The following is a 16113-nucleotide window of genomic DNA, read 5'->3' as shown; positions in this document are numbered from 1 at the left end:
CCAGCAAGATAATTAGTATTTAACTTTCAATTCTGTAATAAAAAACCATGCGATTAGAATAAAACTAATTGTCACAAGCTTCAACTAACTTTTAACAAACAATATTGTTTAAGTTCAAAAAAAAACAATAAAAAAGGCCGTGATATGTCATCACGGCCTTGATGTTTTTACGCGACTACGTCGCGTTTTTGATACGTTGCTGCGGCAGCAACAAACCCTTCAAATAACGGGTGCCCATCACGTGGAGTAGACGTAAACTCTGGGTGGAACTGACCAGCAATGAACCATGGGTGCGTTGGGATTTCAATCATCTCAACTAATTTACGATCAGATGACAAGCCACTGAATTTAAGGCCGGCTTTTTCTAAACGGTCAATGTAGTTATTGTTCACTTCAAAACGATGACGATGACGTTCAACACAGGTTGCGCTGCCATAAGCTTCTGCAGCTCTTGAGCCTTCCACTAAGTGACAAAGCTGTGCGCCTAAACGCATAGTGCCACCTAAGTCTGACGCTTCATGGCGTTTTTCAACATCACCTTCTTCGTTAATCCACTCAGTAATTAACCCGATCACAGGATGTGCTGTTTGTGGGTTAAATTCTGACGAATGCGCACCGTCAAGACCTGCAACGTTACGTGCATATTCAATAAGCGCAACTTGCATACCTAAACAAATGCCGAAGTAAGGTAAGTTGTTTTCACGAGCATATTTTGCAGCAAAGATTTTGCCTTCAACACCACGTTCACCGAAACCACCAGGAACTAAGATACCATCAAGCCCTTGGAGGACTTCTTCACCTTTTGCTTCAACTGTTTGTGAATCAATGTATTGAATATTCACCGTCAGGCGGTTTTTAAGGCCAGCATGTTTTAACGCTTCGTTAACTGATTTATAAGCATCTGGAAGCTCAATGTATTTACCAACCATACCAATGGTAACTTCACCTGTTGGATTTGCTTCTTGGTAAATCACGTTTTCCCACTCTGATAAATCAGCATCGTTACATTCTAAATGGAAGCGTTTAATAACGAGTTCATCAAGACCTTGTGAGCGTAAAAGCGCAGGAATTTTGTAGATGCTATCGACATCTTTAAGTGAGATAACCGCTTTTTCTTCGACATTACAAAATAGCGAGATTTTCGCTTTTTCGTTTGCTGGAATAGCGCGGTCTCCACGACAAACCAATACATCGGGCGCAATACCAATTGAACGTAACTCTTTAACTGAGTGTTGAGTTGGTTTGGTTTTGATTTCACCAGCAGCACCTAAAAACGGCACTAAGGTTAAATGCATAAATAAGGTTCTTTCACGTCCTAGCTCAGCACCTAATTGACGAATTGATTCTAAGAAAGGCAATGATTCGATATCGCCGACTGTTCCGCCAATTTCTACAATTGCAACGTCATGGCCTTCACCACCTTCAATGACTTTCTCTTTGATCGCTGAAGTAATGTGTGGAATAACCTGAATAGTTGCGCCAAGGTAGTCACCACGGCGCTCTTTACGAAGCACTTCTTCATAAATACGGCCAGTAGTAAAGTTATTGCGACGATTCATTTTGGTACGAATAAAACGTTCGTAGTGACCTAAATCTAAGTCAGTTTCAGCGCCATCTTCTGTAACAAACACTTCACCGTGTTGAGTTGGGCTCATTGTGCCTGGATCAACGTTGATGTAAGGGTCGAGTTTCATGATAGTTACATTAAGGCCGCGAGCCTCTAAAATTGCTGCTAATGATGCTGCTGCAATGCCTTTACCTAGTGATGAAACTACACCACCAGTAACGAAGATATACCTTGTAGTCATGCTGAACCTGAGAAATTATGTTGGAAAATACGTGCTTGTAAGAAAGCACTAGGACGGGGCGACATTCTACCAAATGACAGCTTAGACAACAATTAGAAAACACATAAAATTTGACCGACTAAAGGTAATTAAATATCCCTATGGTGATTTAATTGCCCTTCAGTCGCCTTGAAAGCTTGATTTTATTGGCGTTGCTGCTTTTTTACTTGATCCCAATATTGGTCAAGCTCTGCCAATGTATGATCTTGCATTGCCACGCCGCTTTGCTGCGCCAATTGTTCCACACCTTTAAAGCGTGTTTCAAATTTTTGGTTAGCTTGTCTAAGCGCTTGCTCAGGATCCACGCCTAAATGTCTAGCCATGTTAGCAACTGCAAATAACAAGTCCCCCATTTCATCAAGCACTTTAGGCTGATATATCTCTGGTTCGGCTTGTAAAAATTGTGCTTCTGCTAATACTTCATCGATCTCCTCATGAACTTTAGCAACCACTGGGCCAAGCTCAGGCCAATCAAAACCGACTTTTGCTACCCGTTTTTGAATCTTGATAGCACGATTAAGTGCTGGCAACACTTGAGGGATATCATCAAGTAACGACAATTGCTGTTTTTGTTGCCGCTCAGATTGTTTAATTTCATCCCATGTTTGTTTAACTGATGTGGCGGTATGAAGCGCATTGGCCTCAGTTACTTTTTCGCCAAACACATGCGGATGACGACGAGTTAATTTATTACAAATCCGCGTGACCACATCAGCAAAGTCAAACATGCCTTGCTCTTTACCTAACTGACAATAAAACACAACCTGAAACAATAAGTCGCCTAACTCATCAGGCAAAGCAGTAAAATCAGCTTGCTCAATGGCATCGGCGACTTCGTAGGCTTCTTCTAATGTAAAAGGCACAATAGATGCAAAATCTTGTTGCTTGTCCCATGGGCAACCCGTTTGTGGGTCGCGTAATTTTTCCATGATATTCAGTAATGGTGCAATGACATTGCTCTCAGCGTTGTTTGGCATAATATTGGCTCTTTAAATAATCACATAACAATGGCGTAAAACAACCAGTAGAAATGGGCATGTTAACTAATCAACAAATAAAAAGGTGGTAAACCTTAACGGTTACCACCTTGATAATAATAGAAAACGCTTATGCAATTAAGTGCGCCTTGCTTTCACTACCCCTTCAATTTGCATCAACTTAGCCAATATGCGCGATAAACCATCAAGGTTATACAGCTCTAATTCAAGGCTCACTGTTGCGGTTTGCGTTTTTACATCTGAGGTTGAACTCATTGCCATCACATTAGACTTCTCAGCAGCTAACACTGTAGTGACATCGCGCAATAGACCGCTGCGATCATGTGCTTCAACAACCACTTTAATCCGATAACCACCAGAGTAGTTCTCCCCCCAAACCACATCAACGCTGCGTTCAGGATGAGCACGCATTAACTCTTTCACTTGCTCACAATCACTGCGGTGCACAGATATGCCGCGTCCCATGGTGATGTAACCAAAAATTTCATCGCCAGGCACTGGATGACAACAGTTAGCTATGTGGCTCATTAAATTACCAACACCGTTGACTTCTACTTGGCCAGAACCTGTTTTTTTCGGTTTGGCTGAAGGTTTTTTTATGATCTCTTCAAGCAATCCGTCATCGTTTTCAGGCTCACGACGTATTTGAGTCTCGGTATAATTCACCACTTGATTCAAACGTAAATCGCCACCACCAATAGCCGCTAACATATCGTCCATGGTCATTAAATTGAAGCGCTCAACGGCAATTAATGCATCTTTGCTTTTTAAGCCAATACGAGATAACTCGGCATCTAGCATCTCTTTACCCGCGGCAATATTCTTGTCTCGGTCTTGTTGTTTAAACCAATGTTGTATTTTCGAACGCGAGCGCGATGACTTTATGTAACCCAAGTTAGGATTGAGCCAATCACGTTTAGGATTTGGGTGCTTAGAGGTAATAATCTCAATACGCTCACCCGTTTCAACTTGATAAGTAAACGGCACAATACGTCCGTCCACTTTTGCACCAATACATTTATGCCCAACATGGGAGTGAATATAATAAGCAAAATCGAGCACGGTTGAGCCTTGGGGTAAATCGACCACTTCACCATTTGGGGTAAAGACATACACACGATCTTCAAATACTTGGCTGCGAACTTCATCGACAAGGTTACCGCTTTCAGCTACATCTTCTTGCCATTGTAAAATTTTACGCAGCCAGTTAATTTTCTCTTCGTAGCCACTTTGCTTGGCTGTGTTAGTGCCTTCTTTGTATTTCCAATGCGCTGCCACGCCTAGCTCAGCATCTTGATGCATGGCTTCTGTGCGAATTTGAATTTCAACGGTTTTGCCTTCAGGCCCGACTACAACTGTGTGGATAGACTGGTAACCGTTAGGCTTGGGGTTAGCAACGTAGTCGTCAAATTCGCGCGGAATATGATGCCAAAGAGTATGCACAACACCAAGTGCACCATAGCAGTCTTGCAGGCGGTCAGTAACGATTCTTACCGCACGCACATCAAAAAGTTCATCAAACTTTAGATCTTTACCTTTCATTTTTCGCCAAATTGAGTAGATGTGCTTTGGTCTACCATAAACTTTGGCTAAGATACCGTCGTGATCTAAACGCGCTTGTAAGTCTGAAACAAATTTGTCGATGTACACTTCTCTGTCTAAGCGTTTGCCATCAAGCTGTTTGGCAATATCTTTATAAACTTTAGGGTGCAGATAACGAAAGGAGATATCTTCAAGTTCCCACTTTAATTGACCGATACCTAAGCGATTAGCTAACGGCGCATAAATATCTGCAATTTCTCTTGCTAATAACACTCGTGTTTCTTCGTCGGCATTTTTTACTAAACGAAGTAAACAAACGCGCTCTGCTAGCTTAATGACTACTGCGCGAACATCTTCAACCATTGCCAGCAGCATTTTACGAATATTGTCAACCTGCGACTCACCCGTGCGGGCAGAATGGCCATTGACTTTTAATGCGCCGATGGCATCCATGGTCACTACGCTAGAAACTAATTTAGCTAACGGTGCACCATAGTTTTCTGCTATTTTCTCTAGACTAATGATATCGGCATCTAGCACCACAAATAAAATTGCAGCTTGTAGCGTTTCAATATCCATATTAAGTGGAGCAAGAATTTCTATCATTTCCCGAGCGCGAAGCAATAGCTGCTGATGAGCCGTTTTATCTGCAACGGGTAATGACTCTAATTCGTTAATAAGACGCAGCAAACTTTGCGCTTCGTCTTTATCTTCAATATAACGAGCCACCCACTCATCTATTTGGAAGGGCAGTGTATTAAAGTGCGCTTCGCGAACCGATACCATTTAAATTTCCTTACTTCTTCTGGTCAAATCGAAAGTCAAATTCTTGCTAAACTCATTTGCTTCCAACAAGCAAACTTGTGAGAAAACATTGTAATCTTATTCCATTAAATACTAAACAAAGCAACGGTTATGAAACCACTAATGTGACAAAATATTACTTTTGTCACCTTTAACGTTCAAATAATGCCATCGCCTCAATATGGTGAGTTTGTGGAAACATATCGATAGCAGCTAAATGCACTAACCGATAACCTTGCTCAATTAGCACTTTTGCGTCTCTGGCTAAACTGGCTGGATTACACGAAACATACACCACTTTTTTAGGCTGTAAATCATCTAGCCATTGCAAACATTCAAACGCTCCCGCCCTTGCCGGATCAAGTAGCAATTTATCAATCTTCCCTAACCAGGCTTTTTCAGCCAAGTTAGCACTAAGATCTGCGTGATAAAATTCAATATTGTTTAATTGGTTATCCAACGCATTTTGTTTAGCTTGGGTGACCATTTCTTTTACACCCTCTACCCCAATCACTTGCGCGCCCTTAAGTGCCAGTGGCAAACTAAAATTACCTACCCCACAAAATAAATCAAGAATACGCTCGTTGGTCTGCGGGCTTAACCATTCAATGGCCTGCTCAACCATACGTTGATTAATATCGCCGTTCACCTGCACAAAATTTCCCGGTGTGAACTGGCAATTAATTCGGCCCTTAGCAAGTGGGTAGCTTGGCAAGCTAACCTGTTGGCTGTCATTAACATCAAGCAATGGAAATAATTGTGTTAACTGCCCATCATCATTTTGCAGTAATAAGGTAATGTCATGCTTACTCGCAAATTCGGTTAACCATTTAATGTCTGAATTTGGTAATACCTTCGTGACCCGTATAACGGCAAAAATAGCATTTTGGGCTTGAGTTAGCTCAAGGTGGCCTAAACTGGCTTTGGCCTTAAGCTGATTTAAATTAATTGAAAATGGCTCAATTAATGCTGACAAGTTAGGTGCCAGCACTAAGCAAGATTGAATCGGTACGATGCGATTACTGCTTGTGGCACGAAACCCTAGTTGTAGCCGATTGCGATTTTTATCAAACAAAGTGGCTAACCGTGCACGGCGACGATAATGCAACGCTGTACTGGCAATATCGTCTTTGAGCATTTCAGCAGTGATCTGGCTTACTCCAGACATTTTTTGCATCAAACTGACCAATGAATCACGTTTATGTTGGCGCTGCGCATCGTGCGTTAAATGTTGTAAGTCACAGCCTCCACATTCATTGTAATGTTGACACGCAGGCTTCACCCGTTGTGCACTTGGTTGTTCAACCTTAATGAGCTTGGCTTTCGCAAAGCTTTTTTTCTGCTCCGTTAATTGTACGGTGACCGTTTCTGTGGGTAACGCCCCTGGCACAAAGACGACTTTACCTTGGTGCTGAGCGATGCCTGCACCAAGATGGTCAAGCGCAGTCACTTGTAATGACATTTTGCTAGATAATTGTTTAGATTTATTGGCTTTGGGTTTATAAAATTGCGCCATGTCGGCCTCAGATCGGGAATAAAAAACTGGTAAACGATGTGTAACATCTGGCAGTCTAGAATGTAATAAAATTATATCACTCGGAATACCTTCAGATAACATGAAAAGTGCTAACAACATGACCAAGTTTAGTCTGCGAGCATGGGTCCTTGTCCTTGCGTTAGCCCCTACCATTGTGGTCGGTATTTTACTTGGCAGTTATTTTACCATAAACCGCTTCTATGAATTAGAAGATTCATTAATAGAAAAAGGCTTAAGCATTGCTGAACCCTTAGCCATTGCCAGTGAGTTTGGTATTGTCACGAAAGATCGTGAATCAACTAAACGATTATTAGCCGCCTCACAAATTAATCACGCCTCATTAATTCATTCTATCGCTGTTTTTGACACGCAAAATCAATTATTTGTGACATCTCACTACCATAAAGACTTTGAAAATATGCGCTATAAAAGCGGTTTACAAAACCTGCTAGATAGCGAATATGAAACCATTGGGGATGCCATGGTGATCCGTGTGCCCATTGTCGCGCACACTGGGCTGAAACCTTATACTCAATCCACTTTCGATAATAGCTTGCCTGTTGCCAATGTATTTAATCGCCAAAATGAGCGTTTACTCGGCTACATTGCCATTTTACTAAACAAAGAAAATGCCCTGCTTGAACAACATCGAGCAGCCATTGCCGCCTTTATCATTGTGTTAATTGGCGTGCAATTTAATTTGTTTTTCACCTTCAGGTTAGTGAAATTTGTTAACCACCCTATTACAGAAACGGTGCGCGTGGTCGCTAAAATTCGTGAAGGTAAACTTGATACCCGTTTAGAAGGTAATTTAATTGGTGAGTTAGATTTGCTCAAACGCGGCATTAATGCCATGGCAAGTTCGTTATCTGAATACCACGATGAGATGCAACAAAACATCGATCAAGCGACTTCAGATTTACGTGAAACCCTAGAGCAAATTGAGATTCAAAACGTGGAACTCGACCTTGCCAAAAAACGCGCCTTAGAAGCCAGTCAAATTAAATCAGAGTTCTTGGCAAACATGTCTCACGAATTACGCACACCACTCAATGGCGTAATAGGTTTTGCAAGGCAGTTAATCAAAACACCGCTGCACTCAAGCCAACTCGATTACATTCAAACAATTGAGCGCAGTGCCAGTAACCTACTAGGTATCATCAACGATATTTTAGACTTCTCAAAACTTGAAGCAGGTAAAATGGTACTCGAAAAAATGCCATTTGCCTTGCGTGAAACAATTGCTGAAACGTTAACGATTATCGCCGCTGGCGCGCAACAAAAAGGATTAGAGTTTGTCGTTGACATTGATGCCAATGTGCCAGAAAGCGTTAGCGGTGATGCCATGCGTATCAGTCAAATTATTACTAACTTAGTCGGCAATGCCATTAAATTTACTGACAAAGGTAGCGTTAACATTAAGATCCATTTAATTACATTGGCAGATGAGACCCTGACCCTACGTTGTGAAATTATTGATACCGGTATTGGTATTGATGAAAGCCAACAAGACTATTTATTCCAAGCATTTGGCCAAGCAGATTCCTCTATTTCACGCCGTTTTGGTGGAACAGGTTTAGGGCTTGTGATAACCAAGCGCCTTATTAACCAAATGGGTGGTCAAATCGGCTTTACGTCAGTGCCTAAACAAGGGTCAAATTTCTGGTTTATTTTGCCATTAGGGATCAGTCAATTCCAAATAGGTGAAGTACTGCCAATGGAATTTTTACAACAAAAAAATGTTTTACTGTTTGAGCCAAGAGAATTAACTCGCGATACCCTAAACCGTCGCTTTGAATCATGGCAAATGTCGCTAACCAGTGTGGGTCAATTAGATCATTTTGAAGCAACCTTAGATAACCCTAACGTATTCTACGATTACATCGTATTAAGTTGTAAATGCTTTATAGACGCAACAGAAAGCGAGCATTACCTAAAACAAGCTAAGCAACATACAAATTGCTTACTCCTACTACATGAAACAGGCGAGCAAGATTTAATTGAGCATGTGTATATGCCTCAGTGCGATATTTTACTCAAAACACCGGTCAGTGATTACACCTTAGCAAGGAGAATGATCTACCCACCAACACCAACTGAACAGTATTTATTAACCGACACTCCCGCAACGGCTGTTGCCGACAAGCGTAATGTAAAAGTGCTTGCTGTTGATGACAATCTGGCAAATCTTAAGCTGATTGACACATTATTGAATGAAATCGTTACCGACGTCACCACCGTTAAAAATGGTGAAGATGCTGTCAATCAAGCCAGAACCAAAGTATTTGATATTATCTTTATGGATATTCAAATGCCGGGGGTGGACGGTTTGACCGCCTCAACCTTAATTCGTGAAAAGTCGTTAAATCATAATACCCCTATCATTGCTGTGACTGCGCACGCCATTGCCGAAGAGCGCGACAATATTTTACAAAGTGGTATGGACGGTTTTCTACCCAAACCCATTGATGAATCGTCACTTAAAAAAGTCATTAATAAATGGGTGACCACACCGCAATTTACCCACTTCGACGTCCACACCCTAAATTGGGAACTGTGTTTATCTCAGGCAAACCATAAACCAGACTTAGCCTTCGATATGCTAAAAATGTTGTTAGAGTCATTACCTGAAACCATGCAAAACATTGAACAATCGTTTACTGAACATCAAACGCAGATATTACTTCAAACGGTACATAAACTTCATGGTGCAAGTTGCTATTGCGGCGTCCCACGTACGCTCAAGTTATGCCAAGAAATCGAATCAGCACTAAAGAAAAAAACACCCATCAATGACATAGAACCAGAAATACTTGAGTTACTTGATGAATTAACTAAGGTAGAATCAGCGGCTCAGCAAGTGATCAATCAATTGTCAGTGGAAATGCCTAATGAATAACAAGACCGGTTTCTTTAAACGTCTTAAAGCACTCTCTATCCCTCAAAAGCAGATTTTTGCAACTGCCTTATGTCAACGTATGTTGCCAAATTACCAATTATTCAGCGAAGTGTGTGAATTTGGTAATCCACAAGTACTCAGCACAGCATTAGAGTTGTTATGGCAAAGCCAATATGACAAAAAACTCAAATTCAATATAGATGTCCACGTACAACGCCTTGAGGACAACACCCCAGAACCAACAGAATTTGACGCGTATGGTGCATACCCAGCCATGGACGCTGTTGTTGCCATTTCTACCTTATTAAGTGCCATTAGCTCTCAAGCTGAGGATGATATTGTTAACATCAGCAAGTTATCATCCAGCACCGTAGCACATTATGTTGAAGCCTTATGCGGTGAGGAATGTGATGACAATATCACTGAAGCCCAACTTGATGATTTTATCTTTGCTCATCCAGTGATGATTGAAGAAAAAAACATGCAATCTATGTTACTTGACGTGATTGAACAAGAACCAAAGCCCAGCACTGAAATGATAAAAGCATTGCGCAAAGAAATTATTGACGCAGACGTATCCAATATTGGTATTAGCTTGAACTAGCAAAACACGTTGCTCACAAATCAATAAAAAAGCCCGAATTTATTCGGGCTTTTTTATTTTATAATCATCAAGTTAAGTTAACAACGGTCCTCAAAAGGTAATTTTTTAACCATTGAACCTTTACTGTATATAAAATCAGTATATACTGTTTATCAATACAGTGGTTGAATAAAAAAACAACAGGACTGAACCTATGCTTTGCCAACTCAGCATTAATAATTTTGCTATCGTACGTTTTCTAGAATTAGACTTTAAAGTCGGCATGACCAGTATTACCGGTGAAACAGGCGCTGGCAAGTCGATTGCGATTGATGCGCTTGGGCTTTGTTTAGGCAACCGCATTGACGCTAACTCAGTCCGCCCAGGGGCAACCAAGGCTGAAGTTAGTGCTCGTTTTGTTTTAGACGATGTTCCGCTGGCAAAACGTTGGTTAGAAGACAACGACCTAGAAATGGAAGACGATTGTATTTTGCGCCGTACTATTAGTGCTGAAGGTCGCTCTCGAGCTTACATTAATGGCAATCCAGTCCCTGTTGCTCAACTTAAATCTTTAGGGCAATTACTTGTTGGAATTCATGGCCAGCATGCACATCATGCCATGTTAAAAAGTGAACACCAACTGACATTATTAGACGCTTACGCCAACCATAAAATGCTGCTCGACGGTGTCAGTAAAAGTTATCAGCGCACCAAAGATATAGAGCACAACTTACAGCAGCTTGAGCAGGCTCAGCACGAGCGCTTAGCGAGAAAACAACTGTTGCAATATCAAGTTGAAGAACTCAATGAATTTAATTTAGCTGAAAATGAGTTTACTGAAATAGAGCAAGAACATAAACGTCTAGCTAATGGCAGTGAGCTAATAGAGCGTTGCCAACAAACCTTATCATTGCTCAATGATAACGACGACGGTAACGTAGGCAGCTTATTGTATCAAAGCATCAGTATTGCCGAAGGATTAGTTGATGTTGACCCACAACTCAGCTCAATTTCTGACATGCTAAATCAAGCACTTATTCAGGTTCAAGAAAGCACCTCAGAAATTGAATCTTACGTAAGTAATATTGAACTAGACCCACAACACTTTGAATATTTAGATACCCGGCTATCTCAAGCCATGCAATTAGCGCGTAAACACCATGTATCACCACAAACGCTCAGTGCTCACCATCTTGCATTAAAAACCGAATTAGCCGATTTAAGCGGCGATGAAACCAAACTCGATGAAATTCGTATGCAGTTGGAACAAAGTAAAGCAGCCTATGCCAAACACGCTCTCAAGCTCAGTCAAAGCCGTGCACGCTATGCAAAAGAGCTCAATAAATTAGTTACCCAGTCTATACATGAGCTGAATATGCCAAAGGGGCAATTTATCATTGATGTGGCTTATCAAGCTGAACATATCTCTGTTAACGGCTCTGATAAAATTGAATTTTTAGTTACCACTAACCCAGGTCAACCATTACAACCTATTGTTAAAGTTGCATCGGGCGGTGAGTTATCTCGTATAGGATTAGGCATTCAAGTCATCACCGCCAAAAAAGTATCAACACCAACGTTAATATTTGATGAAGTTGATGTCGGTATTTCAGGCCCAACCGCTGCCGTTGTAGGGAAAATGCTTCGAAGTCTAGGGGAGTCAACGCAAGTGTTTTGTGTAACCCATTTGCCTCAAGTAGCGGGTAATGGACACCAACACATGTATGTAAATAAATTCAATAAAGGTGGCCAAACAGAAACACTGATGACACCACTTTCAAAAGAACAGCGAGTCAATGAATTAGCAAGACTACTTGGTGGTGATAGTATTACTGAAAATACCTTGGCAAATGCCAAAGAGTTACTGCATTAAAACTAAATATAAATTAATTAAATACCACCATTAATGATTAAAAATCGTGATGATATTGCCATGAAATCTAAATCGATTTCTGCTAAATTAGACAGCTATTTTCGGTGTCATTAACGGGACGTTCATGAAAGAAGTGTTTAAGGTTATTATTGGTTTTTTTACGTTGATTTTTGCTACTTTAGGGCTATTAACCCTATATGTTTTTGCAATTAATGCATTCGACGCCTCCCCATCAGATACCAACCTAACCATGCAAAAATGGCTTGAGCAACCTCAAGTTAGTGCTGAAACAAATGCATTTGAACAGTTGTTATTACTGGCTGGTGAAAAAAGCACCTCCAAATTGTCATTAACCGATGCACAACACCGCTTACTCAATCAGTACACCAAAGCCTGCGGTGATAACTTACAAGGAGAATGTCAGCAGTTTATCACTGATAACCTTGATGCCTTTAATGCGCTCAATCAACAGAATCAATCTTTAATCACTCAATATTATGCCATTCAACAACTTACTCATTGGCAAGAAGATCACAGCGTCGATCATAATAGAAGAGAGCTTAACCAAGTTGATTTGAGCAAAATTCGTAATTTGGCAGAATTAAATGTGCTTATGCAAGCCAAAACACAACCAAACAAGTTAATCCAGTATTTAGGCAATGAATATAAACTTCAATTATTGGCTTATAAAAACGCTCAGTATTTGGATAGCCATATTATGGCACGCAATCAATTAAGTCATAATATTACTGTAACTAAACAGTGGTTTAAGCAACACTCTCTCACCCGGACGCAACGTAAATACTGGCAAGCGTCTCCACAACTATCCGTGAGTAACATTAAACGCATATTGGCTGGTGAATGGGTATTTGCCCATCATTTAATTAGTGAGCTCAAAGACAAGCCATTTCACGTCACTCAATTAAGTAGTTATCAAAATGCACTGTTTAGTTACTTTTTCCAGCAAACCGATAGTGACAATATGAATGCTGACTATTACGTTGCAATTAGCCATTTTATCGATGGCAGTAGTGAAAATATTAATAATGTGTCTCAGGCTTACTGTGTTGCAGGTCCAATGGACAAGTTAAAAGCAATGCGGTTTAACCCAATCGGCAAAGCATTAAACTGCTCAAACAAGCATAACTACTTAACCAGCTTACTTGATGCGAGCCATTCGCTTGAAAAAACCAGAGCCGCAATGTTTAACCCCGTCAACTAGCGGGGTTAACGGTCATGATGACATTACCAATGCAAGTAACGGCAATGCTATTGTCGCTCAGCCAATACAAACGTTGAGTTCGTCACGTAAGCTCTGAAACAGCAAATAATGCGCATGAAAAAGCCAGTTGTATAACACAACTGGCTTTATTACATCACCAACCAATTCAAGCTATCGGCTATGTATTTAATGAAACGGCCTGCACGGTTTAAAAATAACAATCAACTCACGTTAAAATTCGCAATATTTTAAACTAAATGAGCTAATTGCTAACGATTAAAATTGAATAAAATACGCCAATCCTTGCACACAGATTAATGCAAAAATTCCTGCGACAACATCATCAATCATAATCCCAAAGCCACCTTCAACTTTGGCATCTAACCATTTAATAGGCCAAGGTTTAATAATGTCAAAGAATCGAAACAATACAAAACCAATAACTAGCCATTGCCAACCTGCTGGTAGAGCAATTAACGTTATCAATAACCCTGCAACTTCATCCCATACAATTGCACCATGATCATGCACTTGCATATCTTTAGCCGCTTTATCACAGATGTAAAAGCCTATAAGTACCGATATTAATGTCGCCAACAAATAAACGGGTAAGCTTAATTGCGCCAATAATAAATAAACAGGAATAGCAGCTAGAGTGCCAAATGTGCCCGGCGCTTTAGCCGCTAAACCGCTACCAAAACCTAAGGCTAAAAAGTGAATGGGGTTTGATAGCGATAAACGTTTTAACGCTGGGTCTTGAGAAAGTAGTTTCATTTAAAAATGTTCAAATCCTGCAAAGCCTGGTTGAAATGGTACACCATTTTGAATAAATTTTAGTTTTTCGCCAGCACATACTTGGCCGACTTTAACAAACTTAACCCCTGCATGAAGTAATGCGGTATCAATGGCGCCGCGTTGTGATTCCGGCACAGTAAAGAGTAACTCATAATCTTCACCGCCCGCTAAGGCATAATTAATGGCTTGTTCTTTTGAAACGGTTTCCAATAGGGCATTGGATAAAGGCAGCTTATCAACATCTATCAACGCACCAAGTGATGAAGCATTAAGGATGTGCTGTAAGTCAGAAGCTAAGCCATCAGATAAATCGATGGCGCTGGTTGCTAGCGTGCGCAGCGCTTGACCGGCTAATACTCTTGGGGTTGGCGAATAATGACGCCCAATAAGATAACTTTTGTGTTTTTCACTGGCTTGTTGTTTACCAAGCAAAATATCTAAACCTAATGCCGAGTCACCTAGCGTACCAGTAACATATATCCAATCACCATTATTGGCACCTGCACGGGTTAACGCTTTACCTTGAGGTACTTGGCCGTGAATAGTGATAGTCATCGCTAACGGCCCTCGAGTGGTATCACCACCAACAAGTGAAACACCATAGTATTCTGCAGCTTCAAATAATCCTTGGCTAAACTCTGTAAGCCACTGTTTATCAACTCTTGGCATTGTTAATGCCAGCGTCATCCATGCGGGCTCAGCCCCCATTGACGCTAAATCAGATAGGTTAACAGCTAGTGCTTTATAACCTAAAGCGCTGGCTGGCATGTCAGGGAGAAAGTGGATGTTTTCGACGAGGGTGTCGCAAGAGATGGCCAATGATTTATTTTCAGCGGGATTCACTAATGCACAATCGTCACCAATTCCCAGCTCAACATCTCGACGCTTTAACCCATGGTCACGAAAAAAGTGTTCTATAAGTTGGAATTCTTTCACAGTCTTATTTTAACGATTTCTCGTTAACCTATTTTGGAATATTACAGATAAGCACAATGAGCCATTAAGTAATTACACAAAAAAAACGGTACCCGAGGATACCGTTTTCGTGTATTACTTTTGCTTCACAAGCTTATCTAATAAGCCATTCACAAATTTATGGCTATCGTCAGCACCAAATGCTTTTGCTAACTCAATGCCTTCATTGATGGCCACCTTATATGGCACATCGGTACGGAAAGTTAGCTCGTAAGTGGCTAAGCGGACAATGGCCTTTTCAACAGGAGACACATCTTCAAAGTCACGATCTAAATGCGGCTTTAAACGCTCATCAATTTGCGACGTCTTTGATGCAACACCGGCAAGTAGTTCGCGAAAATAAGCGATATCTACTCCATCGGTTTTTTGTTCAGTTAAAAACTCATGCTCTACATCAGCAACATTGTTCTGGCTAAGCTGCCATGAATAAATAGCTTGAACAGCTAAACGACGTGCCTTACGGCGCTCTGAAGGCTTCATTAATTTTCCTACTATACCAACTGGTGTTCTAATTCTTGCAGTACATTAACCATTTCAAGTAAACCCAAGGCTGCTTCACCACCTTTATTACCTGCTTTAGTACCAGCACGTTCAATCGCTTGCTCAATACTGTCTGTGGTTAAGACCCCAAATGAAACAGGAATATCATACTCTAGAGCAACTTGAGCTAAGCCTTTGTTACATTCACCGGCAACCATATCAAAGTGAGGCGTCCCACCTCGAATAACTGCACCTAAAGAGATAATCCCATCAAACTTACCGCTCGCGGCAACACGACGTGCAGCAAGAGGTAATTCAACGGCACCTGGAACACGTACAATAGTGATATTATCATCTTGTACCTGACCAAATCGTTTTAAAGTGTCTAAAGCACCTTCAAGCAGACTTTCAACAACAAAACTATTGAAACGCGATATAACAATCGCAACTTTAGCATTTTTCGCTTCGATATTACCTTGAACTATGTTCATTCTTATCTTACCTAATTTAGCAAAAGCACCCAGCTTTGGGCGAAAGAGGCCGTATGATACCATAGGC

General features: G+C 40.9%; 12 protein-coding genes. 4 read left to right on the top strand and 8 right to left on the bottom strand.

The window, feature by feature from the left end:
• Positions 1-167: 167 nt before the first annotated feature.
• The 4 genes from pyrG to rlmD all read right to left on the bottom strand — a co-directional run bounded on the left by pyrG (position 168) and on the right by rlmD (position 6707).
• Positions 168-1808, bottom strand: a complete 1641-nt coding sequence (pyrG, locus tag G3R48_RS00745) for a CTP synthase (protein ID WP_153661198.1) — start codon at positions 1806-1808, stop codon at positions 168-170.
• Positions 1809-1990: 182 nt separating this feature from the next.
• On the bottom strand, positions 1991-2824 hold the full coding sequence (gene mazG, locus G3R48_RS00740; RefSeq protein ID WP_153661200.1) for a nucleoside triphosphate pyrophosphohydrolase: 834 nt from the start codon (positions 2822-2824) through the stop codon (positions 1991-1993).
• A 138-nt stretch (positions 2825-2962) separates the two neighbouring features.
• Positions 2963-5173 (bottom strand): GTP diphosphokinase, encoded by a 2211-nt coding sequence (gene relA, locus G3R48_RS00735; protein ID WP_153661202.1) that lies wholly within the window; start codon positions 5171-5173, stop codon positions 2963-2965.
• 169 nt (positions 5174-5342) lie between these two features.
• The gene (rlmD, locus tag G3R48_RS00730; RefSeq protein WP_153661204.1) at positions 5343-6707 is read right to left on the bottom strand and encodes a 23S rRNA (uracil(1939)-C(5))-methyltransferase RlmD; all 1365 of its coding nucleotides are present in this window, start codon (positions 6705-6707) and stop codon (positions 5343-5345) included.
• A gap of 118 nt (positions 6708-6825) precedes the next feature.
• Here rlmD and barA point away from each other — a divergent pair, with 118 nt between their 5' ends.
• The 4 genes from barA to G3R48_RS00710 all read left to right on the top strand — a co-directional run bounded on the left by barA (position 6826) and on the right by G3R48_RS00710 (position 13305).
• Positions 6826-9627, top strand: a complete 2802-nt coding sequence (gene barA / locus G3R48_RS00725; RefSeq protein ID WP_425516747.1) for a two-component sensor histidine kinase BarA — start codon at positions 6826-6828, stop codon at positions 9625-9627.
• Complete coding sequence (locus G3R48_RS00720; RefSeq protein ID WP_153661208.1) at positions 9620-10231, top strand: YjaG family protein; 612 nt, start codon at positions 9620-9622, stop codon at positions 10229-10231. Before barA ends, G3R48_RS00720 begins: the two co-directional genes overlap by 8 nt.
• Positions 10232-10424: 193 nt before the next feature.
• The gene (recN, locus tag G3R48_RS00715) at positions 10425-12083 is read left to right on the top strand and encodes a DNA repair protein RecN (protein WP_153661210.1); all 1659 of its coding nucleotides are present in this window, start codon (positions 10425-10427) and stop codon (positions 12081-12083) included.
• A 124-nt stretch (positions 12084-12207) separates the two neighbouring features.
• Positions 12208-13305: a hypothetical protein gene (locus tag G3R48_RS00710; RefSeq protein WP_153661212.1), complete on the top strand. Its 1098-nt coding sequence runs from the start codon at positions 12208-12210 to the stop codon at positions 13303-13305.
• Between the two features lie 276 nt (positions 13306-13581).
• Here G3R48_RS00710 and G3R48_RS00705 read toward each other — a convergent pair whose 3' ends face one another.
• The 4 genes from G3R48_RS00705 to ribH form a co-directional block, all read right to left on the bottom strand.
• On the bottom strand, positions 13582-14079 hold the full coding sequence (locus G3R48_RS00705; protein ID WP_153661214.1) for a phosphatidylglycerophosphatase A: 498 nt from the start codon (positions 14077-14079) through the stop codon (positions 13582-13584).
• The gene (gene thiL / locus G3R48_RS00700) at positions 14080-15036 is read right to left on the bottom strand and encodes a thiamine-phosphate kinase (RefSeq protein WP_212593164.1); all 957 of its coding nucleotides are present in this window, start codon (positions 15034-15036) and stop codon (positions 14080-14082) included. It lies immediately after the preceding gene.
• Positions 15037-15150: 114 nt separating this feature from the next.
• Positions 15151-15555, bottom strand: coding sequence for a transcription antitermination factor NusB (nusB, locus tag G3R48_RS00695; protein WP_153661216.1), 405 nt, complete (start codon positions 15553-15555; stop codon positions 15151-15153).
• A gap of 11 nt (positions 15556-15566) precedes the next feature.
• Positions 15567-16046, bottom strand: coding sequence for a 6,7-dimethyl-8-ribityllumazine synthase (gene ribH, locus G3R48_RS00690; protein WP_153661218.1), 480 nt, complete (start codon positions 16044-16046; stop codon positions 15567-15569).
• Between the last annotated feature and the right edge of the window lie 67 nt (positions 16047-16113).

This window comes from Shewanella intestini (genome assembly GCF_018221465.1).
Classification (GTDB): domain Bacteria; phylum Pseudomonadota; class Gammaproteobacteria; order Enterobacterales; family Shewanellaceae; genus Shewanella; species Shewanella intestini.
Note: the sequence above shows the minus strand (reverse complement) of the source record. Positions and strands in the feature narration are given on the sequence as shown.

Bases quoted from the DNA above. Each gene is read 5' to 3' on its own strand.
- pyrG (WP_153661198.1), bottom strand. From the start codon at position 1,808: ATGACTACAAGGTATATCTTCGTTACTGGTGGTGTAGTTTCATCACTA.
- mazG (WP_153661200.1), bottom strand. From the start codon at position 2,824: ATGCCAAACAACGCTGAGAGCAATGTCATTGCACCATTACTGAATATC.
- relA (WP_153661202.1), bottom strand. From the start codon at position 5,173: ATGGTATCGGTTCGCGAAGCGCACTTTAATACACTGCCCTTCCAAATA.
- rlmD (WP_153661204.1), bottom strand. From the start codon at position 6,707: ATGGCGCAATTTTATAAACCCAAAGCCAATAAATCTAAACAATTATCT.
- barA (WP_425516747.1), top strand. From the start codon at position 6,826: ATGACCAAGTTTAGTCTGCGAGCATGGGTCCTTGTCCTTGCGTTAGCC.
- G3R48_RS00720 (WP_153661208.1), top strand. From the start codon at position 9,620: ATGAATAACAAGACCGGTTTCTTTAAACGTCTTAAAGCACTCTCTATC.
- recN (WP_153661210.1), top strand. From the start codon at position 10,425: ATGCTTTGCCAACTCAGCATTAATAATTTTGCTATCGTACGTTTTCTA.
- G3R48_RS00710 (WP_153661212.1), top strand. From the start codon at position 12,208: ATGAAAGAAGTGTTTAAGGTTATTATTGGTTTTTTTACGTTGATTTTT.
- G3R48_RS00705 (WP_153661214.1), bottom strand. From the start codon at position 14,079: ATGAAACTACTTTCTCAAGACCCAGCGTTAAAACGTTTATCGCTATCA.
- nusB (WP_153661216.1), bottom strand. From the start codon at position 15,555: ATGAAGCCTTCAGAGCGCCGTAAGGCACGTCGTTTAGCTGTTCAAGCT.
- ribH (WP_153661218.1), bottom strand. From the start codon at position 16,046: ATGAACATAGTTCAAGGTAATATCGAAGCGAAAAATGCTAAAGTTGCG.